Below are 21,547 nucleotides of genomic sequence, written 5' to 3'. Positions count from 1 at the left end.
TTAGTTTAATGAACAATATTTCAGACAAATTAGTATTGACTATAATTTTGATTACTATTCTTTTTGTATTTGGATTGATTTTTTCAGTAAAATCTCCAGAGAGGAAGGTTATAGATTCGCCCATAATGTGGAAAGATGACTATTCTAGTATCGCGATTTTCAGTAAAAAAATAAATTCAGAAAGAATAATAATAATTTAAAATAATCATTACTTATTAAAATATAAGGATTAAATTTAACCTTGTAGAAAAATATTTCTGGAATATAATCATTTCATTTTTAATTTAAGTAGTTCAAAAGAACTGACGCTAGTTTTAAATCATCATTAATCCATGCGCGAATGGCCATAGCCCTTCGAGGATCATAAAAATTCTGTTTTCTGTACCAACCAAGAACTTCTGAATCTGATTTCTTACCATTACATGACAAACAACATGGGACGCAATTACTTGTAATGCTCGTACCACCTTTAGACATTGGATGAAGGTGATCAAGTGATTCTGATGGTTTACCGCAATAGATACATTTATACTTAGTAAGTTTATTAAGTGAATCTCTCCAATTTTTAATACTTATTTTTGGACAAAACTGATCAAGGTAAATTGCATCTTGTCTATGCATAATATTCTTGAAAATTTTTTTTGATAATAACAGTTTTTTCAAAACTATGATTGAAAAAGATAAAATAAAACTTTATTTGTCTTACTGTTTCCTATGAAAAGAATATTATTTTGCTTATTAAAATTAAAATAGGATTTATAGTTAATGCCTTATCTATCAGCAATATTATTCGGAAGTGTTGATCATTTTATATTTGAAAGTATTTATATTTTTTTGATATCCTTTTTTTCTAACACTTTTTCAGCGATTTCTGGAGGAGGAGCAGGATTATTACAATTGCCAGCATTGATTTTATCTGGTATTCCTTATTATCAGGCTCTGGCTAGTCATAAATTAGCAACAGTAGCATTAGGAATAGGGGGTTCGTTAAGAAATTACAAATCTTTAGGTAATGACATAAGTATTGCTCGGCAAATTTTGATGTTTGGATTGCCAGGAGTAATTTTAGGGTCTTCTACAGTTGAATATATATCAGAAAAGTATTTGTACTTAATTTTAGGAATAATTTCAATAATATTAGCTTTTTACTCATTACTCAAACCAGATTTAGGTATATCGTCTGGTAATAATAAGCTTAATTTAGTTCATAAAATTAGATTTTTTATTTTTATTTTTCTTATAGGTATATTAAATGGTTCTATTTCTTCAGGAACAGGATTGCTTGTGACAATACTTTTAATAAAAACTTTTGAAATGGATTTTCTTCGCGCTATAAGTTTGACATTTTTCACTGTTGGGGTTTTTTGGAATTTTATAGGAGCAGTTTTCTTGACAAGAATAGGGTCGGTTCCATCAAATATATTGGTAGCATTAATAATTGGTTCTTTTACCGGAGGATATTTCGGGGCTCACCTATCAAAATTAAATGGAAACATTCTAATTAAAAAAACTTTTATAACAGTTTGCATTTTGGTTGGTATAAGCTTATTGATTAAATCCATAAAAAGTTTTTTATAAATTAATCGATAATTTCAATACACTTGTCATAAAAAGACTAAAAGGTATAAGACTAAAAGGTATAGTGGTCAAAAAGAAAAATTTATTCTATTTTTATTTATTATCAAAGGTATTAATGAATAACTTGTTTTATTAAATAATACTTTTTGGAAAACCTTATTAAAAAAAAAGGCCTCACATATGTGTGGCCGGGTGATGGGGAACCTTATTTTTAAACCAATTTCTCAAAAAATGCAACCCCCTATCCATAGTGCAATCTTAAGAAGTTAACTACACCACAGATAGTGCTTCAATGATTTTCTTGTTTTTGTATTTATAAATTCTTCAATAATTTTGTAGTTTTTATGTTTATGAATAAAATTCTTATTTCATGATTTCAAGTGTTTTGGTGATTTTACTTGTTAAAAATGTCATGCACTGTATCATTCGTAAGAACTTTACTAGTAAAGAAGCTTTAATGATTGAATTAACTTTACTTACTCTTTTGAATTATGTTGGGGATAATTTCTGTGAGTATAGAAATCTTGGTCATGATAACTATAAATCTTTACTTCTTTCCTACAGTGATGCAAGTAATAAATTTGGACCATTAGAGGTTAAAAAGGTTATTGAGAAGTCAGAAAATTTTAAAGTTACAGCTGTTGCTATTGCTGCAATTAAGTGCCCTCAGCATATAGTTAAGTAATGAAGTTTGAATTAAAAACTGAAAAAGAAAATTATTCAAAATCATTTTCACAATTTTTTAGTATAGTTTTTTTTCTCACTTTGATAATTATCCTTTGTAATGTTGCACTGAAATTAGGAATCATATCTAGAAATCATAAAATTGAATACAACTGTAGGCTTTTATCTGTTGAAAAATCTAAACCTCTTTTTAAGAAATTATCTAGTCTTTCAAATCTGAAAAGTAAACAACAAATTTGGGAACTTTGTAGGGAGGTTATTAAATAATAGTTAGCTAGATGCTGATGTATAAAATTTTAATGCAAATAACCAAAACTTTCTTGAAGTTATAAGAAATACTGCTGCAACAATAACTTCAAGCAATATTTTCCACAATTGAGAAAGTCCTAGAAAAACTTCAGAAGGAATTGTAGTTATAAAAGCAATAGGAATGAAAATACTAAAAAAAATTCTTAAAGAAAATGAAAATGAATTTAGAGGAAATCTTCCAATATAAAGGAATGATCTTAATACTTCTAATGCATTCCAAGTTTTAACAAACCAAATAGTAGTAGTAGAGATAAAAAACCATAGGCTATATAAAATACAAATCGAGCAGCTTATCGTAATCAAGGATAGGGTCAGAAAACTTAAATTTAAAATTATTTGATTTATTCTTATGCAGAAGAATAACAAGAAAAATCCAAGCATTATTTCTAAAAATCCAGATGGATTTATTTTTTTTAATGAAATAAAAAATTGAGAATCAATAGGTTTTAAAAGTACGAAGTCTAATGTTCCTTCTCTTATATGTTTAACTATTTCTGTAAGATTAGGATTGAACCATGTATTTGTTATTCCATTCAAAATTGTATAAATAGCTTGAATTATTAGTGCCTGCTCAAATTTCCAACCACCAATATATCCATTATTTTGAAAGAAAATAGATAATAGAAAAATACTCCCTATTAAACTTAAAATTGCCGTAATTAAATCAACTAATATATTTGTCTTATACTCCAATTCAGAAGCTAAAGAAGTATGTAAGAATTTTTTATAAACTTTTAGATATTTTCTTAAATTCATGACCCCATAGCAGTATATTTTTTCGTTCCTTCAGACCAGATTTTCTTAAATAATGGGAAAAGTAATAAAATCCATAGAATTTGCATACCTAAGCCTCCACTAATATTTGTTGTATTACCTGATAGTAAGTTCGCAGGAAAATCAATTAGATATGGAAAAGGAGTTAAATAAATCCAAGATTTAACATATGTGGGAAATGAAATTACTGGGGCTAAAAGACCTGAGAGAAATAAAGTTGGAATAAATAATAATCTTTCTATCGAAGATGCTTTCTCTGTCCAGAAACATAGACATGCAACTATTGACTGAATTAAAAATTGAATCAAGAAGGATAAGAAAGTAGATATTATCGATAAGAGTAAAATACCTATATTTGGAATCCATATACTTTCTGGATTAAAAATAAAAAAGAAAAATGCAATTATTAAAGCGAAAGGAAATCTTGTTATTTGTTCTGCAAGATGTTGTGCAAAATATCTGAAAAATGGATTTAATGGTTGGATTAAATAAGGAGATACTCTCCCCATAAGAGAATCCTCTTCAAAACTAAATACAACCCAAACTACAGAAAACTGTCTTACAAAAAATGCACATAAGAAATACCTAGAAAGCATAGTATCACTGATGTTTATGGATTCATTTAGATTATTATTTGTCCAAATGTTTAACATGAAAAAAGGAATAATCCCTGAAATTGCCCATAACGCAATTTCTACCCTATATTCCAACATGTTTGAATATTGGACCTTTAATAAGGTGAGTATTTTACGGTTAATCAAATTAGATATCATAATCTTTTTTGATTAATAACTTCCCAATAATTTCATCTATAGGTGGTTCATTTATAAAAAGGTCCTCAATATCAAAATTATTTAGGATAGTTTTTAGTGAGGAGGTAATGGAGTTGTTTGCAATTTTTATAGTGATTTCATTCTTTATTTTATTTTTAACAGTAAAACCGGAATTTTCTATTTCAATTGCATCGTCTTCTGAGCGACAAACTATTAATATTTCTTTAACAGGAGATAGTTTTTTTAATAATAGATCAAGTTTTCCATCATACGATATTGCCCCTTCGTGGACACATATAACTCTCTTGCATAGCGATGTAATATCTTTCATGTAATGACTAGTTAGGCATATAGTTGCATTGGTTTCTTTATTATATTTTTGAAGGAATTTTCTTAAATTTCTCTGTGCATTAATATCTAATCCAAGTGTCGGCTCATCTAAAAATAGAATATTTGGCTCATGTATCAAAGCTGCTAGTAATTCTGACTTCATACGCTGACCTAGAGATAGTTTTCTAACAGGTATGAATATCTCTTCATCAATTTCAAGCATTTCTGATAGTTTTTTAATTCTCCTTTTAGCTTCGAATTTATCTAAGTCATATATTGATGCATTCAAATAAAATGATTCAATTGGCGGTAGATCCCAAATAAGCTGTTGCTTTTGTCCCATTATTAAGGTGATATTCTTCAGGAATTTTTCTTTTCTCCTGAAAGGTAAGTAGCCTGAAACCAGAATCGAACCTTCACTTGGATAAATTAAGCCACAAAGCATTTTTAAAATCGTTGTTTTCCCAGCTCCATTAGCTCCCAGAAAACCTACCATTTCGCCTTCTTTAATTTCAAAACTTATATCCTTTATAACTTTTAAACTTTTTGTTTTTCTTCTAAAAAAATGTTTAATTGTTCCTTTTAATCCTGGTTCTTTGGATGAGATATCAAATGACTTAGATAAATTTCTTACATCGATAATATTTTGTACCATTTCAATTTTTAATTACTTAAATTTTATATTTAATAAATTATAAAATTATTTCTATTTTAGAAAAATTTTTTATAAATTAAAAAATATCTTTAAACGATACAACCATCCAGATAAAAAAGTTAATTGGATTAAATAATTCGCTTACCTTATTTTTATTTTCATAATTTAATCCTTTTAAAAAGTCAAATATAAAATTTCTATTCTCTTTCTCATCATTATTTTTTTTTATTACTTTACCATTTTCGTCAAGGAGTTCAATTTCCTCTTCAAAAAACCATTGCTCTTTTCCATTAGATAATTTCAATATAACTCCAATACCTTTTCCGTCAGTTATTCTGAAATCACTTATCTTAGCCACTGAAGAAACTTTTATAGCATCAACAACTTCTTTTGCGAGCCTATCCTTTGAAAGTTCTAAGTTGATTTGAACAGGATTTCCTATTGTTGCCCTATCTAAAATTGACATTTTTTAGGTTATTATACCTATTGATATGGGATTTATGCGATTAATTGAGAATTGTTGTTTTATTTCAATAATTATGGTTTTTTGAAAATCAATTCAAGGATTCTTTTCATTGAAATTGTTAATACTCTCAAAAATACAAAAAAAAGTCCTAACCAACCTAAAACGACAGCTATTGATAACAAGCTTGAACCTAAATCACGTTGTAGCAAATTCTGCATATAATTTTTTCTAAATTAGATAAAATAACTCTACTTTATTAAATTACTTATTTAAGATTAAAATGGCTAACATTCAGATTGATTTAATTTATTCTTGTTAGCTTATTTAATAGGAATGATTTTTGAGTTAAAATTTAGTTAGAAAATTATTTTAATATTTTGGATCTATCTTTGAACTCATACATTGGAATATTATTTATCATTATTGGTCTAATAGTCAGAGTTGACTTCAAATTCTCTATACAAAAAGATCTCAAATAATATCTAATAAGTTCTTTAAAGTACATTGTTATAAACTTCAATATTTTTATTTTATAAGTGATGTAATTATCACAAAGACTAAAAAAGCAGCCGTGAAGCTGCTTCTAAATGGTGGCGGGGGGGAGATTTGAACTTCCGACCTTCGGGTTATGAGCCCGACGAGCTACCAGACTGCTCTACCCCGCGTTATATACATAGCATACATCTGAAAGGGTTATTTTTTCTATATTATTTAGGATTCTTGGAATTTTAATTTACCTTTAACTTCAATACGAACCCCTTCAGATAAATTAAAAACTTTTTCTTCTATGTCTTGAATTCTTAAATCAGAAATCCACTCTAACTGTTTAAGCAAGTGGAGACTGACAGCATGCTTGGCTCTTTTTGAACCATCTTCTACTTTTAAGGCAATTCCTATACCTTCATTTACTTTACATAGGCACTGTATTCCCTCTGCACCACCCTTCCCTATAACTTGACCATGAGAAGCTTTAATTATTTCTGTATCAAATTTATTGTTGTCGCTTATCATAATTGGGTTAATTGTAATAGCTCTACTGATTTGTTCTAATTCAGCCGTTTCAGAACTGCTTAGAAGTGAATACAACCTAGACATTTCTAATATTTTCAAATAAAGAGTTGGGGCACCACAATCATCACGTTCTGCCTTTATTTCAGATAACGGGATTTCAAGTAATTCAGATACGATTCTGAATATTTCAATTTGCAGGGGATGATCTCCCTTTAAGTAACTATCTAATGGCCAATTCATTTTTTTACATGTAGCTAAAAAGGCAGCATGTTTACCTGAACAATTATGTTCTAGGGGACTTGTCTTTGTTTTTGGGCATTTCAGATTATTAATGTCAATGTCATATTCCCATAAAATTTTGAAGGCTTCTCTCGAATGAAGTTTTGATCCGCTGTGTGATCCGCATGCTAATGCAATTGACTTTGATTCATCATTGATTTTTGATGCTGCTCCACTACTAACAAAAGGTATTGCCTGAAAAGGTTTTAATGCTGACCTTATGAAGCTTTTATATTCTGGATTTCCTGCGCACATCAAAACTCTACCTTTTTTGTCAGTAATAACAGCATGAATTTTATGAATTGACTCAATATTTGAACCTCTCATTAAGGTTGCTTGTAAAGGCGGATTGTTTGATGTGTAGAGGTTTTTGAAATTAGAACTCATTTAGAAATTATTATATTGAAAAAGCAAAATGCCTAATAAAGCCAAGACTAAAATAATAGAAGAAATTTGAATTAAATTCTTTAAAATAGGCTTTACCTCTAATGAGGCAATAAGTGATTCTTTTTCTTTCAAAACTAATGGCTTTTGCCATATTTGGCCGTCATACCAACCGGATTCTTCATATTCAACTTTTTCTGATATTAATCTTTTAAATACATGATTCCATCCTAAATATAACCGTATAGTAATCAAGAGAGGTATTGATAAACTGCTAAAAAAACTTAGTAGAAAATATTTTAAAAGAGATGATTTGAAATAAACACTTCCTGAAGAAATAATAAGAAATAGAACAAAAGCACCTAACCAGAATTTAATCAATATAAGAATTAGTGAATTTTTTGTTTTTGGCCAAGAAAAAAATATAGACTTTGATAGTTCCATGAATTCATTAGTTGGCTGTTGCTCTCTAGGGACAGGGCATCTAGGTTCGTTCATAAAATAATAATTATGGAAATGTAAGATTATCTCCATTACTCCAGAATGATTCAAGGTCATAATATTTTCTTATTTCTGGTTGAAATATATTGACAATCAGATCACCATAATCAAGTAAAGCCCATTTAGCCTCATTAACCCCTTCTTTTCTTATCGGTTCAATTTTAGCCTTATCTCTCAACTCTCCTTCTACTGAATTACTTATAGATCTAACTTGTACATCAGATAATCCCTCAGCTATCAAAATCCATTCACTTATAAATGATACTTTGTCTATTTTTATAAGTTTTATATCTTTTGCCTTTTTTTCATCACATGCTTTAGCTGCCATTAATACTAAACTTTTATTGTCCATAAACATTTTCGCTTGAGACTGATTTTTCTGAACCTTCTTGCTGAGATAATTCTGATCTAGCCTTTTCTGCACTTTTTCTTAATGCATCTAATCTGTCTTCAAAGAAACTTCTTTTTTTCTTTTTTCGAGTTTTTTCTATTAACTCCTTTAATGCTCCTCCAAGACTTTTATAAGCATTTGGAATGCTGTATCCAAATCTACATGCAAGATCTATAGCTCTTTCATCTGCAAAAATAGCATCTTGAAGTTTTTTTTCAGAATTATTTTTTATGTATAATCTATATCCTGCAAAACTTGACAAACCAAGTGCGAGTAATAAAAGAAGTCCATCTTGTACCCACAATTCCCCAATCGCCCCACCAAGACCTATCGCAAGAGCCGCCATTTCCCATCCATCTCTGGGAATTGCGTCATTTTGAATTTTCCCAACCTCGTGCCAAAATAATAAATTTCTGTGATCAATTGCGAAGTTATCCCATTCATCTAAATCTATCTGGATTTCTACTTCGTCACGACCAATTTCCTCAAGTGTTATTAAAGGTGGGTCTATAGCAGCAGCAGCTTCAACAAATACCCAACTTTCATTCTCTGGAGGCAACAAACTTTTAAGTCGCTGAAGTTCGCTCATAAAAAATTAATTTCTTTCAATACTATAGAAACAAATGTTGCTTTTCAAGTAACTTGATTAACATCTGATGATTTATAAGTAGCATGAGATAAACATAGTTTTATATTATGCCTCAAAGAGGTGATCTAAAAAAAATTCTTATTCTAGGTTCTGGACCGATTGTAATTGGACAAGCATGCGAATTTGATTACTCTGGCACTCAAGCTTGCAAAGCTTTAAGAAATGCTGGTTATGAAATTATCTTGATAAATTCAAATCCAGCATCAATAATGACTGATCCTGATATTGCTAATAAAACTTATATTGAACCATTGACTCCTGAAATTGTTTCTCAGATAATTTTAAGAGAAAAACCTGATGCGATTCTTCCCACTATGGGAGGTCAAACAGCTTTAAATCTTGCGGTTAAATTATCAGAATCAGATTTTTTGAAACAAAATAATATTGAATTAATTGGGGCTAATTTAGGAGCTATTAATAAAGCTGAGGATAGAAAATTGTTTAAAGAATCGATGGAGAAAATAAATGTAAATGTATGCCCTTCTGGGATTGCTTCCAACCTAGATGAAGCTAGAGAGGTATCAAAAGAAATCAGTTCCTATCCTCTTATAATAAGGCCTGCATTTACATTAGGTGGTGTAGGAGGTGGAATTGCTTTTAACCTTGAAGAATTTGTCGATTTGTGTAAATCAGGCCTAGAGGAAAGTCCAAGTAATCAAATATTGATTGAAAAATCACTTATTGGATGGAAGGAGTTTGAACTAGAGGTAATGAGAGATACTGCTGACAATGTAGTAATAGTTTGCAGCATTGAAAATTTAGACCCAATGGGTGTCCACACTGGAGATTCGATTACTGTAGCTCCTGCTCAGACATTAACAGATAAGGAGTATCAGAGATTAAGGGATTTGTCATTGAAAATCATTAGAGAGGTAGGAGTTGAAACAGGAGGAAGTAATATTCAATTTGCAATAAATCCATCTAATGGAGACGTAGTTGTAATAGAAATGAATCCTCGTGTGAGTAGATCCTCTGCTTTGGCAAGTAAAGCAACTGGCTTCCCCATCGCTAAGATTGCTGCTTTATTGTCTGTTGGCTATACACTCGATGAGATTATTAACGACATTACAAAAAAAACACCTGCATGTTTTGAGCCATCAATTGATTACGTAGTTACTAAGATTCCAAGATTTGCCTTTGAAAAGTTTAAAGGATCTTCAAATACTTTAAGTACTGCTATGAAATCCGTTGGTGAGTCAATGGCAATAGGGCGTTCTTTTGAAGAATCATTTCAGAAAGCTTTAAGGTCATTAGAAGTAGGGGTTTTTGGATGGGAATGTGATTCTTTAGATGAATTTAAAAATGAGAGTCATATTACAAGTAGTTTAAGAAACCCTACATCTGAAAGAATTCTCTTAGTTAAAAAAGCTATGCAGCTTGGGAAAACTAATTCATATATTCAAGAAGTTACAAATATAGATTTATGGTTTATCGAAAAATTACGTAATATCTTTAATTTTGAAAATGACTTTTTGAAAGAAAAGGACCTTTATGCTCTAGATAGAGATTTAATGTTACATGCTAAACAATTAGGTTTTTCAGATCAACAGATAGCAAAGTTAACTAATTCTGAGTTTTTTGAAGTAAGGAAATATAGAAAAAAACTTAACATAATACCAATTTACAAAACTGTTGATACGTGTTCAGCAGAATTCTCATCTTCAACTCCTTATCATTATTCAACTTACGAGGAGTCTTTCATTAATCTTAATTCTCAAATTTTTGATAGCGAGATTTCAGAAAATAGTAAATCAAAAAAAATTATGATTCTAGGAGGAGGTCCAAACAGAATTGGTCAGGGGATAGAATTTGATTACTGTTGTTGTCATGCATCATATCAAGCCTCTACAAATGGTTATAAAACAATAATGGTAAACAGTAACCCTGAAACTGTTTCAACAGATTATGATACTAGCGATATTCTATATTTTGAGCCTGTAACTTTGGAGGATGTGCTCAACATCATAGAAGCCGAAAACCCATATGGTTTAATTGTTCAATTCGGAGGTCAAACTCCACTGAAATTATCATTACCTTTATTTGAATGGCTTAAATCTAATGATGGAGTTAGAACTGGATCAAAAATTCTTGGGACATCTCCAATATCTATCGATTTAGCAGAGGATAGAGAGGAATTTACAAAAATACTTGAAGAATTAAGCATTAGACAACCTTTAAACGGAATTGCACGTAATCAAAATGAAGCAGAAATAGTAGCAAAAAATATAGGGTTCCCTTTAGTTGTAAGACCTTCTTATGTTTTAGGAGGAAGGGCAATGGAAATTGTAAATGATGAGAACGAATTATCGAAATATATCTCTGAAGCAGTGAAGGTTTCGCCTGATCATCCAATCCTTCTTGATCAATATTTGAATAATGCTATTGAAATAGATGTTGATGCTTTATGCGATTCAAAAGGTTCGGTTGTAATTGCTGGGCTAATGGAACATGTAGAACCTGCAGGAATTCATTCAGGAGACTCAGCTTGTTGCTTACCAACCATTTCTCTTTCAAAATCCACAATAGAAAACGTAAAGAACTGGACTAAATTAATTGCACAAAAATTAAATGTTGTTGGTTTAATTAATTTGCAATTTGCGGTGACAAATACAAATAACAATGAAAATAAGTTATTTATTCTTGAGGCAAATCCAAGAGCATCTAGGACAGTCCCATTTGTTTCAAAAGCAATAGGTAAACCAGTTGCAAAATTAGCTACTCAGTTAATGCAAGGTTTTACATTAGAAGATGTTAACTTCACACAAGAATTTTCTCCAAAATATCAGGCAGTTAAAGAGGCTGTTTTACCTTTCAAAAGATTTCCTGGATCTGATACGTTACTTGGCCCTGAAATGAAATCTACTGGAGAAGTAATGGGTTTAGCTAAAGATTTTGGAATTGCTTATGCCAAGTCGGAATTGGCAGCAGGAAATGGTGTTCCTTCAGAAGGAGTTGCTTTTTTGTCTACAAATGATTTAGATAAAAAAAATCTTGAGGAAGTTGCTAAAGAACTTTTGATTTTGGGATTTAAATTAATCGCAACTAAAGGTACAGCTGCATATTTGGTAAATTTAGGCATTCAAGTTGAAGAAGTACTAAAAGTTCATGAAGGTAGACCAAATATTGAGGATCTAATTCGTTCAGGACTTGTTCAATTAATAATTAATACTCCAATAGGTTCACAGGCTCTTCATGATGACGCTTATTTAAGACGTGCTGCTCTAGAATATAATATTCCAACTTTTACAACTATTCCTGCAACAAAGGCTGCTATCAAAGCAATCAAAGCTTTGCAAAGTAATAAAATTGATGCTTACTCTCTACAAGAAATCCACAATTATTAGAATCTCACCCTAACTTTTTTAGTTTTTCCCTTAATTGATTAGCTAAAGTGTTACGGCTAATTGAAAGTAATTTGAGAGTATCTTCATGCATTTTTAGTTGCGTCTCAGCTATCTGTAATACTTTTATAGATTCTTTTATTTCATTAGAAAGTTCATTTATAAAATATTTTTTCCCTTCAAAGGTTAAAACTGGATTTGAAGAATCATTTGTATTCTCATTCATTGGCTTAACTTTTTAATAAATAAAATAGAGCGATTATTTTTTAATCAATTGCTTTTCACATAATTCTTTATAAATTCCAGGTTTATTTATTAAATCAATGTGTTTTCCAACTTCAATAATTTCGCCTTTATCGAAAACAACTATTTTATTTGCCTCTTGAGTTGTGGATAATCTATGGGCAATTACTATAACTGTTCTATTTTTCATAGCTCTATTAAGTCCTTCCTGGACCTCAGATTCTGATTCTGCATCTAAAGCACTTGTAGCCTCATCTAAAAGAAGAATTGATGGGTTCCCAAGTATTGCTCTTGCAATTGCAATCCTCTGGATCTGGCCCCCTGAGAAATTTGATCCTCTTTCAGTTATCTTAGTTTCATATTTCTCAGGAAGCTTTTGAATAAAGTTGTGGGCGTTTGCTTTTCTTGCTGATTCTATTACTTCTTCTTTGGTAAAATTCCTGCCCATTCTTATTACATCAATAATTTTTCCTGAAAACAAAAAAGGCTGTTGTTGTACTAGAGCAATGTTCTTTCTAATATCTTTTGTATTTAATAATTTGAGATTTTTATCATCTATAAAAATGTCTCCATAATTTGGATTTATAAATTTTAATATCAAAGCCAACATTGTACTTTTCCCAGCCCCAGAAGCTCCAACGAAAGCTGTGACCTCCCCTTTATTAATCTCTAAATTTATATTTTTAAGAACTTTATTATTTTTTTTGTAAGCAAAATTAACTTTCTTGAAAGTTATTTTGCCTTCAATACTGAGTATACTTGTTAAATTTTCTTTATCATCTTCGATAGGTTCTAGATTTATGTTTTTCAATCTTTTTATTGATGCTTCTGCCTGTTTATAGTCATTAAAATTTGTACTTACATGGCTTATTGGATCAATTAGCATTAATATTGCAGCAAAGAAACTACTAAATTCTTCGCTTGTTAGAAGGCCTAGATTGATTCTTGCGGCTCCTAAACCTAGTATTGCTAATATTCCGAATGCTTCAACAAATCCTACAACTGGATGTTGAAATGCAAGTAACTTTAATGTTTTATATTTTGCTCTTTTATTTGCACTTAATCTTCTATAAAATTTATTCTCAATCCAATTTTCTGCAGCAAAAGCCCTTATCGTTGACATTCCATTTATAGATTCACCTATTAAACCTGCTAAATCACTTGTTGATTCCTGACTTTTTTCAGATGCTCTTAAAACTCTTCTTCCAAAACTATTAACTGAAAGAATTATCAATGGTGCTAACACAAAAGTTGATAATGTTAGCGACCAATCTAAATAAAACATATAAATTATTACCGCTAATAACTGTAAAGTGCATGGAATAGTATCCTGAGCTGTTTTATAAATAACTTCGCTTACTCTATCTGCATCTTCAGTAAGTCTATATGTGATATCTCCGGCTGAAATCTTTTCAACAGAATTCATCTCTATTTTTTGAATTTTGCTAAATAAATTTCCTCTCATTACTTCACTAATTTCTAAAGATGGTTTTGCTATGAATACATCCTGCCCAAATTGGGCAATTTTCTGAATTAAAAATACAAATAAAGACTTAACTATTATGTTGGTAACTTTTGAGAGGTCTCCAGATCCTATGGCTGGGATTAAGTTTCCAGCAAAATAAGCTAACAAAGGCCAACAAGCTACATAAATAAGCATGCATATAAAACCTTTAATAAACCTATTTGAATAGGGTCTAACTGGTGGTATTAGTCTCAAAATATTATATATTTAATTATTTATCCTACTTTATCAATATCTTTAGTTATAAAAAACAATGAAATTGGATCAATTCTTAAAATGGAAAAATTTGGTCTCTTCTGGTGGAGAAGCAAAGATTTTAATTAAGTCAGGTTCTGTTAAAGTTAATGGTGTTATAGAAACTAGGAGAGGAAGAAAATTAAATAAGGGAGATAAAGTTATATTTCTAAAAAATGAATTATTTTTCGAATAATTGGCCTATTAAACTCAATTTATATTAATATAATTTTCTTGGAGATAGTATTTTGAGAAAATCTGTAATTGCTGGTAATTGGAAAATGCACATGACTTGTGCTGAAGCTATATCCTATTTACAAGAGTTTATTCCTTTAATAAAAAACATTAAGGAAGATCGTAAAGTTGTTATTGCTCCACCTTTTACAGCTATTTCAACCTTTTCTGATCATTCTGATTTCGATTATTTAGATATTTCTAGTCAAAATATTCATTGGGAAGATCAAGGAGCATTTACTGCAGAAATATCTCCTAAAATGCTTCTTGAACATGGTGTCTCATATGCAATCGTTGGACACAGTGAACCAAGGAAATATTTTAGTGAAAGTGATGAACAAATTAATAAAAGAGCAGTTTTTGCTCAATCTAGTGGACTTACACCAATAGTTTGCGTTGGAGAGACATTAGAACAAAGAGAAAGAGGAGAAGCTGATAGAGTTATTACTAGACAGGTTGAACAAGGATTAGAAAATACAGATCCATCTAATTTAATTGTTGCCTATGAACCGATATGGGCTATTGGCACTGGTAAAACATGTGAGGCAGATGACGCTAATAAGATATGTTCTTTGATTCGGAAATTAATAGGTTTTGATGATGTAATTATTCAATATGGAGGATCTGTTAAACCAAATAATATTGACGAAATCATGTCAATGAGTGATATAGATGGGGTGTTAGTTGGAGGGGCTTCATTAGATCCGAATAGTTTTGCGAGAATTGCAAATTATCAATAAGAAAAGTCCATGGCCAAAAGGGTGGGGACAAAAAACTTCAATTATGGGAGTTATTAATTTAACTCCTGATTCATTTAGTGATGGTGGGGAATTAAACTCTTCAAAAAAAGTTTTGGATCAAGTAAATCATTTCTTAAATAATGGTGTTGATGTTATTGATCTTGGTGCTCAAAGTACAAGACCTGGTGCTGAAGAAGTTGGCTCTACTATAGAAATAAAAAGATTGATACCATATTTGAAATTAATAAAATCTGAATATCCAGATGTTCTAATTTCCATTGATACCTTTCATTCTGAGGTCGCTTATGAAGCTCTTTTAAATGGTGCTAACTGGATAAATGATGTAACTGGAGGAAGAAGAGATATAAATATTTTAGATGTTGTATCAAAATTCAAGTGTCCATTCGTCATAACTCATAGTCGTGGTAATAGTCAAAATATGAATCAACTCTCTAGTTACCAGAATGTATTGAGTGATGTTAAGTGCTCGCTTGATAATTTAATAAAGAATGCTTTAGAAAAAAATATATCTGAAAGAAATATAATAGTGGATCCTGGAATTGGTTTTTCAAAGGATATCAATCATAATTTGGAAATCTTGAGAAACTTAGATGTATTTAAAAAATGGAATTTCCCATTATTGATAGGTGCATCTAGAAAAAGATTTATAGGAGAAATTTTGAATGAGAAAAAACCAAAAGAAAGAGATATCGGAACACTCGCAATAAGTTGTCTTTGTTCTCAATTTAATATCGATATTGTTAGAGTTCATAACGTTAAACTAAATTATCAAATCCTGAAAGTAGCAGATAGGATTTACAGAAAATAATAAATTTATTATTCTTTAACTCCTTCGATCTTATCCTCTACCTCTTGGTAAAGTTCTTTCAACTGTTCTATATTTTCATCAGAAGTTTCCCAATATCCCCTACCATTGACTTCTAGTAATGTTCCAACAATTCTTCTGAAACTATTAGGATTAAGATCCATTAATCTTTTCCTCATCTCTTCGTCATTTATAAATGTTTCATTGGTTTCTTCATATACAAAATTATCTACTTGACCACTTGTCGCACTCCAACCAAGAGTGTAATTAAGTCTGTTAGAAAGTTCTCTAACTCCCTCGTATCCAGATTTGAGCATACCTTCATACCACTTAGGATTTAAAAGTTTAGTTCTTGAGTCTAATCTGATAGTTTCTCCAAGTGTTCTTACTTGAGCATTAGAAGTGGTTGTGTCTGCTATGTAGCTACTTGGTTCTTTCCCGTCATCTCTTAGTGTTTTGATCAATTTTGTTGGATCTGAATCAAAATAATGGCTTACATCTGTTAATGAAATTTCTGAGGAATCAAGGTTTTGAAATGTAACATCTGCTGTTTTCATTACTGATTCGAATACTTCTCTTTTTTGATTCATCTCACCTGGATTATCGGCATTAAAAGCATACGTTTTGCGAGATAAATACATCTCTTGTAATTCATTTTCTTCTTCCCATGTTGAATTTTCTACGGCCAAATTAACATTTGAACTGTAACTTCCACTTGCATTAGAGAATACTCTCGCTGAAGCTTCTCTGATTGAGGTACCTTCTTTTTCTGCTTGTTCTAGTGAATGTTTTCTTACAAAATTAGATTCCAATGGTTCATCAGCTTCAGCTGCTAATTTGACTGCCTGATCTATTAATGCCATTTGATTGATAAATAGATCTCTAAATACTCCTGAACAGTTAACAACTACATCTATTCTTGGCCTTCCTAATTCTTCTAAAGGGATTAATTCTAATTTGTTAATTCTTCCAACAGAATCTGGCTTTGGTTTTACCCCAACAAACCATAAGATTTGTGCCAGTGATTCTCCGTAAGTTTTGATGTTATCAGTACCCCATAAAACACAAGCTATTGTTTCAGGCCAAGTTCCTTGCTCTTCTTTTTGTCTTTCAATTAATTTGTCAACAACAGACTTCGCTGCCGCCACTGCTGCTGTAGTTGGGATTGATTGAGGATCAAGTGCATGAATATTTTTACCGCTGGGCAAAACACTTGGATTTCTTATGGGATCTCCACCTGGTCCAGGTAAAACATAATTTCCATCTAGTGCTTTAATGAGGCTATCCATTTCTTTGTCTGCGCAGACCTGTTCCAGACAGAAAAGTAAGTAATCAAACAATTTATTTAATTCCTTCTGATTAACTTCATTAAATCCGTTTAATCTGCAAACTCTTAGCCAAGGGGTTGGTAGATTTATACCAAAAACTTTAAGTAAATCGAAAAGTTTGGAAAGAAGAGATTTTTCTAAATAAACTCTGCCATCAACAATTTTTAAAGAGTTGACCATCGCAAAAATCGACTCTCTTGCTGTCTTGATGATTTTTTCATTTAACTCTACAAATTTAAGTTCACCTTTATTATTACCATCATAAATTTGTTCAATAGTTAGACCGATGGATTCTGCGAGTAATCCAGGAAGAGATCTTAATCCTTCTTGTTCTCTCTCTAAAGATGCAATATTTACAAGTGTTGCTACAGCTTCTTCTGCTGTTGGAGCTTCTCCAATAGTATGAAGACCGCAAGGTAACAATCTACTTTCAATTTCCATCAACTGTTTATAGACATTACCAACAAATAGATCTCTTTGATCTATTGAAAGTTCTTCTACGTCTTTTGAAGGGAGCTCTACATCTTTGTCAAGATTACATTGTTTAGAAGTCTCAACTATTGCATTTACAATTTGAATTCCCCTGCTATTTTCTCTTAATTGTTGATAAGAACCAACGAGTTCACTTAGTTCTTTAAGTCCTTTGTAAAGTCCTGCATTTTCCGCTGGAGGAGTCAGATAACTAATAGTTGAAGCATATCCTCTTCTCTTCGCAATTGTTGCTTCAGATGGATTATTTGCAGCATAGTAATACAAATTAGGCAATGATCCAATGAGAGAATCCGGATAGCAAGTTTCACTCATGCCCATCTGCTTTCCTGGCATAAATTCAAGTGAGCCGTGAGTTCCAAAATGAAGGACAGCATCAGCCCCCCAGATTTTTTCTACATACGTGTAATAAGCAGCAAAACCGTGATGAGGGCTTGCACTTCTTGAATAGAGCAATCTCATGGGATCACCTTCATAACCGAATGTAGGTTGAACTCCTATGAAAACATTTCCAAAATGTTTTCCATAGATAAGAAGGTTTTGTCCGTCACTATTGAGGTTTCCAGGAGGTTTACCCCAATTTTCTTCAAGTCTTTGTGAATATGGTGTAAATTCTTCGTATTCTTTTACTGACATCTTATGAGCAATATTTAACTCTGGAGAGCCATCCATAGCTTCAGGGTTATTAATTACTTTTTCCATTAATTCTTTTGAATTACTTGGAAGTTCATCTATTTGATATCCTTTCGATTTCATTTCAAGAAGTACTCTATAAATTGAACCAAAAACATTCAAGTATGCTGCCGTACCAACATTTCCTTTGTCTGGTGGAAAACTAAATACTGTAATGGCTAATTTTTTATCCTTTCTTTGTTTAACTCTTAGTGTTGACCATTTTATTGCTCTTTCAGCTATTACATCAACTCTATCTTGGAGCGTATGTGCCTTACCTGTAGCATCATCACGACCTGAGAGAATAATAGGTTCAATAGCACCATCAAGCTCTGGAATTGCAATCTGAAGTGCTACCTGAACAGGGTGTAAACCCAAATCACTATCTTCCCATTCTTGTGTAGTTTGGAAGACTAATGGAAGTGCAACCATATAGGGTCTGTTTAACCTTTTTAGGGCTTCAATAGCTTTAGGATGATCTTGTCTTGCTGGTCCACCAACTAATGCAAATCCTGTTAGAGAAACAACTCCATCTACTATAGGTTTATCCTTATTTATGGAATCATAATAAAATTCATTAACTGGTTTAGAAAAATCTAGACCTCCACAGAAGATAGGTAGTACTCTCGCACCTCTGTATTCCAATTCTTGAATAACAGCAACGTAATGAGCATCATCTCCTGTAACGATATGACTCCTTTGAAGAACTAAGCCTATTATTGGAGTTTTGTCATCTTTAGGATTTAAATCTTTCCTATTATTTTCCCAATTTTGATATTCTTTAAGACTTTCATACATGCACGGAGCAAGAGGATGCCAAATTCCTAAATCTGGAAATGTTTCAGGGTCTTGAATTTTGAATTCTTCTATTTGATCTTTTATGTCCTCTGAGACAGCGTACTTTTCAGAGATCATTAACAAGAAGTTTTTTAAGTTCTCAGTGGTACCACCTAACCAGTACTGAAAACTCAAAATAAATGTTCGAGCATCTTGAGCTTTTTCTACTGGTAGATATTTAAGTATTGAAGGGAGTGTATTTAATAACTTCAACATTGAATCTTGGAAACTTGCTCCATCAGATTCTTTTTTCTTTTTTATTAAATCTCCAATAATACTTTTAGATTGACCAAGTTGGGCCATACTAAATGAACCAAGCTTATTTAATCTCATTACCTCTGGCATGGAGGGGAAAACAATTGATGCTTTAAGTTTGTCTTTAAATGGAGATACTGCATCTACCACTTTTTGAGCAAGGTCTTCAATGAAAATAAGAGAGGCTACGAATATATCTGCATTAGCTATATCTTCTTTGAAATCTTCAAAATTACTATCATTCCTAAGTTCTTCGATAAGATAGCCGCTAAGGTCTATACCTATTGGCCCATTCATTTCATTTATTGACTTTGCAGCTTCCGTTAAGGAATTTTGGTATTGTGGCTCAAGGACAACATAAACTGCTTTTATTACAACTTTGTGTTTGTTATCCTCAACAGGAGATACTCTGCGGTTTGCTGAGCGGACCTGCGTAAACATTGATTTTTCTTTAAGTATTTCTACCAGCCTACGAATGAAAAGACGTTATTGTGTGCAATATAAATAGCGTGTAACAACCTTTAAAAAAAAATTTTTAAAAAAAATGATTGAAAATTCTAAAAATTCCATACCAGTACTAGTATCTGGAGCTTTAGGTAGAATGGGTAGCGAAGTTATTAATGCTGTATTAAATTCTACAGATTGTGAACTTGTTGCAGCAATCGACATAAACGAAAAGAACAATGGCTCAAATATTTCTGAATTATTGAAGGTAAAAAATTGTGATGTTTTTGTTTCAAATGATTTTGAAGGAGCTTTGTGTTCTGTTAGTCAAAATTATAGAAATGAAAAAATCAAACCTGTGCTGGTTGATTTTACTCATCCTGATTCTGTATATGAAAATACCAGATCAGCTATTGCATATGGAGTATCACCAGTAGTAGGAACAACAGGTCTAAGTCCTTCGCAAATACAAGATTTGTCTGTTTTTGCTCAGAAAGCATCGGTTGGTTGTGCAATAATTCCTAATTTTTCAGTAGGTATGGTTCTTCTTCAGCAGGCGGCATCTGTAGCTGCAAGGTTTTATGACAATATTGAATTAATAGAAATGCATCATAATCAAAAAGCTGATTCTCCTAGTGGGACGTGTATAAAAACTGCAGAAATGATTGAAGAATATCCAAAGAAATTTAATCAGAATTTAGTAAAAGAGTCTGAGTCATTGCAAGGTGTAAGGGGTGGGCTCAGAGATTCAGGAATTAATATACATTCTGTACGATTACCAGGATTACTCGCTCATCAGTTAGTAATTATGGGATCTCCAGGTGAAACTTACACAATTAAGCACGACACGATTGATAGAAAGGCATATATGCCAGGAGTTTTACAGGCTATTAGAAAAATTGGTAATCATGAAACTTTAGTTTACGGACTTGAAAAATTGATTTTTTAAAATGTTAATTCCAATTAATTCAAGTCAAATTTCAAAACTTATTCCTGCAGTTGGTACAGGAAGTCAATTTAAGTACGCATTGGGGAATCCGAGAAAAATCCTTCAAAGAGTAATAGTTTCTTCAATAGGTGGATTTATCTCTTTAATAATAAGTTCGACTGGAGATCAAACTAATAATTTTTGGTTATTCCTATGTGTAGGTTTCTTTTTGTATATCATCTGGGGCCCAATTTTGGAATCAAGTAGAAAAAATTTGCAATTAAGAAAATATAAATTTTTTTCTATATTTGATGGCTACATATCAGATATCTATAAAACAGAAAAGATAGAAAGTTCTAGAGAACAATCTAATAGGCAAGGTCGATTAGAAGTTATCGAAAACAAAAGGACTTGGTTAGTACTTGAATTAGAAGATGAAGATGGTTATTTGGAAAAATTAAGTTTTCCTATGGAAAATAAGCACAGTCAAATTAGGGTGGGTTCGAGTATTAGATGTTTAATTACATCTGATAACCGTAATTTTGACAGAGATATTTATTTGTCTGATGCTTGGCTTCCTGAAATTAACTTATGGGTTGGAGAGTATCCCTATTTATTAAGACCAGCATTTGAGGAAATTTGCTATATTTATTTGAATAGATAGTTG

Annotated in this window: 22 protein-coding genes and 1 tRNA gene; 9 read left to right on the top strand and 14 right to left on the bottom strand. The window is 31.4% G+C overall.

Annotation, left to right across the window (positions count from 1 at the left end; genetic code table 11):
* Positions 1–279: 279 nt before the first annotated feature.
* Complete coding sequence (locus EW14_RS05165) at positions 280–621, bottom strand: HNH endonuclease (RefSeq protein ID WP_042850446.1); 342 nt, start codon at positions 619–621, stop codon at positions 280–282.
* Positions 622–765: 144 nt separating this feature from the next.
* Here EW14_RS05165 and EW14_RS05160 point away from each other — a divergent pair, with 144 nt between their 5' ends.
* The 3 genes from EW14_RS05160 to EW14_RS05150 all read left to right on the top strand — a co-directional run bounded on the left by EW14_RS05160 (position 766) and on the right by EW14_RS05150 (position 2,529).
* Positions 766–1,578 carry a sulfite exporter TauE/SafE family protein gene (locus tag EW14_RS05160; RefSeq protein ID WP_042850445.1) on the top strand — a complete coding sequence of 271 codons (813 nt, stop codon included), beginning with the start codon at positions 766–768 and terminating at the stop codon, positions 1,576–1,578.
* A gap of 457 nt (positions 1,579–2,035) precedes the next feature.
* Positions 2,036–2,263: a hypothetical protein gene (locus EW14_RS05155; protein WP_011863020.1), complete on the top strand. Its 228-nt coding sequence runs from the start codon at positions 2,036–2,038 to the stop codon at positions 2,261–2,263.
* A complete protein-coding gene (locus EW14_RS05150) occupies positions 2,263–2,529 on the top strand; it encodes a hypothetical protein (protein ID WP_042850444.1) in 267 nt (88 codons plus the stop codon). The genes EW14_RS05155 and EW14_RS05150 overlap by 1 nt, the downstream gene beginning before the upstream one ends.
* Positions 2,530–2,532: 3 nt before the next feature.
* Here the strand turns inward: EW14_RS05150 and EW14_RS05145 are convergent, their stop codons facing one another.
* The 10 genes from EW14_RS05145 to EW14_RS05105 form a co-directional block, all read right to left on the bottom strand.
* The gene (locus tag EW14_RS05145; protein WP_042850442.1) at positions 2,533–3,327 is read right to left on the bottom strand and encodes an ABC transporter permease; all 795 of its coding nucleotides are present in this window, start codon (positions 3,325–3,327) and stop codon (positions 2,533–2,535) included.
* Entirely contained in the window at positions 3,324–4,118 is a 795-nt protein-coding gene (locus EW14_RS05140) for an ABC-2 family transporter protein (RefSeq protein WP_042850440.1), read from the bottom strand. The genes EW14_RS05145 and EW14_RS05140 overlap by 4 nt, the downstream gene beginning before the upstream one ends.
* A complete protein-coding gene (locus EW14_RS05135) occupies positions 4,108–5,103 on the bottom strand; it encodes an ATP-binding cassette domain-containing protein (RefSeq protein ID WP_042850439.1) in 996 nt (331 codons plus the stop codon). Before EW14_RS05135 ends, EW14_RS05140 begins: the two co-directional genes overlap by 11 nt.
* Before the next feature lie 76 nt (positions 5,104–5,179).
* Complete coding sequence (locus tag EW14_RS05130) at positions 5,180–5,569, bottom strand: cytochrome b6f subunit family protein (RefSeq protein ID WP_042850437.1); 390 nt, start codon at positions 5,567–5,569, stop codon at positions 5,180–5,182.
* A gap of 71 nt (positions 5,570–5,640) precedes the next feature.
* Positions 5,641–5,787 carry a hypothetical protein gene (locus tag EW14_RS10295; protein ID WP_197049545.1) on the bottom strand — a complete coding sequence of 49 codons (147 nt, stop codon included), beginning with the start codon at positions 5,785–5,787 and terminating at the stop codon, positions 5,641–5,643.
* Positions 5,788–6,157: 370 nt separating this feature from the next.
* A tRNA-Met gene (locus tag EW14_RS05125) sits at positions 6,158–6,234 on the bottom strand.
* 46 nt (positions 6,235–6,280) lie between these two features.
* Positions 6,281–7,246 carry an asparaginase gene (locus EW14_RS05120; RefSeq protein ID WP_042850436.1) on the bottom strand — a complete coding sequence of 322 codons (966 nt, stop codon included), beginning with the start codon at positions 7,244–7,246 and terminating at the stop codon, positions 6,281–6,283.
* Positions 7,247–7,741 carry a CGLD27 family protein gene (locus EW14_RS05115; RefSeq protein WP_042851315.1) on the bottom strand — a complete coding sequence of 165 codons (495 nt, stop codon included), beginning with the start codon at positions 7,739–7,741 and terminating at the stop codon, positions 7,247–7,249.
* 10 nt (positions 7,742–7,751) lie between these two features.
* The gene (rsfS, locus tag EW14_RS05110; RefSeq protein WP_042850435.1) at positions 7,752–8,096 is read right to left on the bottom strand and encodes a ribosome silencing factor; all 345 of its coding nucleotides are present in this window, start codon (positions 8,094–8,096) and stop codon (positions 7,752–7,754) included.
* The gene (locus EW14_RS05105) at positions 8,086–8,724 is read right to left on the bottom strand and encodes a DUF3318 domain-containing protein (protein ID WP_042850434.1); all 639 of its coding nucleotides are present in this window, start codon (positions 8,722–8,724) and stop codon (positions 8,086–8,088) included. Before EW14_RS05105 ends, rsfS begins: the two co-directional genes overlap by 11 nt.
* Positions 8,725–8,831: 107 nt before the next feature.
* On the opposite strand from EW14_RS05105, the gene carB reads away from it, so the two are divergent.
* A complete protein-coding gene (gene carB / locus EW14_RS05100; RefSeq protein WP_042850433.1) occupies positions 8,832–12,128 on the top strand; it encodes a carbamoyl-phosphate synthase large subunit in 3,297 nt (1,098 codons plus the stop codon).
* Positions 12,129–12,132: 4 nt separating this feature from the next.
* Here carB and EW14_RS05095 read toward each other — a convergent pair whose 3' ends face one another.
* Positions 12,133–12,351 carry a DUF6447 family protein gene (locus EW14_RS05095; protein WP_042850432.1) on the bottom strand — a complete coding sequence of 73 codons (219 nt, stop codon included), beginning with the start codon at positions 12,349–12,351 and terminating at the stop codon, positions 12,133–12,135.
* A 33-nt stretch (positions 12,352–12,384) separates the two neighbouring features.
* A complete protein-coding gene (locus tag EW14_RS05090; RefSeq protein WP_052044731.1) occupies positions 12,385–14,028 on the bottom strand; it encodes an ABC transporter ATP-binding protein in 1,644 nt (547 codons plus the stop codon).
* Between the two features lie 118 nt (positions 14,029–14,146).
* On the opposite strand from EW14_RS05090, the gene EW14_RS05085 reads away from it, so the two are divergent.
* Genes EW14_RS05085 through folP form a run of 3 tightly spaced genes read left to right on the top strand, consistent with a single transcriptional unit; the run spans position 14,147 to position 15,930 of the window.
* On the top strand, positions 14,147–14,323 hold the full coding sequence (locus EW14_RS05085) for an RNA-binding S4 domain-containing protein (protein ID WP_042850429.1): 177 nt from the start codon (positions 14,147–14,149) through the stop codon (positions 14,321–14,323).
* 52 nt (positions 14,324–14,375) lie between these two features.
* Positions 14,376–15,101, top strand: a complete 726-nt coding sequence (gene tpiA / locus EW14_RS05080) for a triose-phosphate isomerase (RefSeq protein ID WP_042850428.1) — start codon at positions 14,376–14,378, stop codon at positions 15,099–15,101.
* Complete coding sequence (gene folP / locus EW14_RS05075; RefSeq protein WP_042850427.1) at positions 15,085–15,930, top strand: dihydropteroate synthase; 846 nt, start codon at positions 15,085–15,087, stop codon at positions 15,928–15,930. The genes tpiA and folP overlap by 17 nt, the downstream gene beginning before the upstream one ends.
* An 8-nt stretch (positions 15,931–15,938) precedes the next feature.
* Here folP and EW14_RS05070 read toward each other — a convergent pair whose 3' ends face one another.
* Entirely contained in the window at positions 15,939–19,949 is a 4,011-nt protein-coding gene (locus EW14_RS05070) for a magnesium chelatase subunit H (RefSeq protein WP_042850426.1), read from the bottom strand.
* Positions 19,950–20,052: 103 nt separating this feature from the next.
* Here EW14_RS05070 and dapB point away from each other — a divergent pair, with 103 nt between their 5' ends.
* Together dapB and EW14_RS05060 are read left to right on the top strand one after the other, a co-directional pair.
* On the top strand, positions 20,053–20,901 hold the full coding sequence (gene dapB / locus EW14_RS05065) for a 4-hydroxy-tetrahydrodipicolinate reductase (protein WP_042850425.1): 849 nt from the start codon (positions 20,053–20,055) through the stop codon (positions 20,899–20,901).
* A gap of 1 nt (position 20,902) precedes the next feature.
* Positions 20,903–21,544, top strand: a complete 642-nt coding sequence (locus tag EW14_RS05060; protein WP_042850422.1) for a hypothetical protein — start codon at positions 20,903–20,905, stop codon at positions 21,542–21,544.
* The last annotated feature ends 3 nt before the right edge of the window (positions 21,545–21,547 follow it).

The sequence above is a fragment of the Prochlorococcus sp. MIT 0604 genome, from assembly GCF_000757845.1.
In the GTDB taxonomy this organism is placed as follows: Bacteria; Cyanobacteriota; Cyanobacteriia; order PCC-6307; family Cyanobiaceae; genus Prochlorococcus_A.
Note: the sequence above shows the minus strand (reverse complement) of the source record. Positions and strands in the feature narration are given on the sequence as shown.